Here is a 1,271-nt window from a genome sequence, read left to right on the forward strand (position 1 = left end):
TTTAAATACAATAACTTAAAAACAAATGCTCCCACTTGAATTTATACCATATAACTTCATTTTACTTAACTGTATTACAAACACGTAACTTTATAATAACCGTCCTATAAAATTTACACATGCACTACATACTAAATAGCGCCCCCCTCTTCCCCAAATTAAAAATCTGGTTGATTATCTACTGCAATATGACAACAACACATAATCGCAGTGCTTAATTGCGGGAGTAATAATAATGAGTGAAGTAAATAACTATTTGGGTTTAGTCGGTATTGAGTTTACCGAGTACGCAACACCTGATGCTGATTATATGGATAAAGTATTTACTGATTTTGGCTTCTCTAAGCTTAAAAAATTCAAAGGTAAAGACATTGTTTATTACAACCAAAACGATATTCACTTTTTACTGAATAACGAGCGTGAAGGTTTTTCTGCAGAATTTGCTAAAAGCCATGGCCCTGCTATTTGTTCAATGGGTTGGCGTGTTGAGAATGCGCAAAAAGCATTTGAAACAGCTGTAGAACGTGGTGCAAAACCAGCGACCGACTCAACGCATAAAAATATGCCTTACCCTGCGATCTATGGTATTGGCGACAGCCTAATTTACTTTATTGAACAATTTGGCGACAAAGGCACTATTTACGAAAGTGATTTTGAAGACTTAGAAACGCAAAATGTTGTAGAAGATAAAGGCTTTATCCGAATCGATCATTTAACCAATAACGTTTATAAAGGCACCATGGAAAAATGGGCTAACTTTTATAAAGACGTATTTGGTTTTACTGAAGTACGCTACTTTGACATTAAAGGTCAAAAAACAGCGCTTATTTCGTATGCACTTAAATCGCCATGCGGCACCTTCTCTATTCCAATAAACGAAGGTAAAGGTAACGATAACAACCAAATTGATGAATACCTTGGTGAGTACAACGGCCCAGGCGTTCAACATTTAGCGTTTTTAACAGATGACTTAGTAAGCTCTCTTGATAAGCTTGATAAATCAACAATTGCCACTTTAGATATTATCCCAGAGTACTACGATACTATTTTTGACCGTGTACCTTGGGTTGCTGAAGATAAAGAAAAAATTCGTGAGCATCAGATACTCGTAGATAGCCAAAGTGAAAATTGTTATTTATTACAAATTTTCTCTAAAAACTTATTTGGTCCAATCTTTATAGAAATGATCCAACGCGTTGATGATGGTGGCTTTGGTGAAGGTAACTTCCAAGCATTATTTGAATCAATCGAACGTGACCAAGAGCGTCGCG

The 1,271-nt window shown here is 35.9% G+C and carries 1 protein-coding gene; it reads left to right on the plus strand.

The features are described from left to right. Positions 1-235: 235 nt before the first annotated feature. Positions 236-1,271 (plus strand): 4-hydroxyphenylpyruvate dioxygenase (hppD, locus tag H5072_RS19790; protein ID WP_182694557.1); only part of this gene is annotated, 1,036 nt, incomplete at its 3' end.

Origin of the sequence: Pseudoalteromonas sp. SR45-5 (assembly GCF_014163565.1) — a bacterium.
Classification (GTDB): Bacteria; Pseudomonadota; Gammaproteobacteria; order Enterobacterales; family Alteromonadaceae; genus Pseudoalteromonas; species Pseudoalteromonas distincta.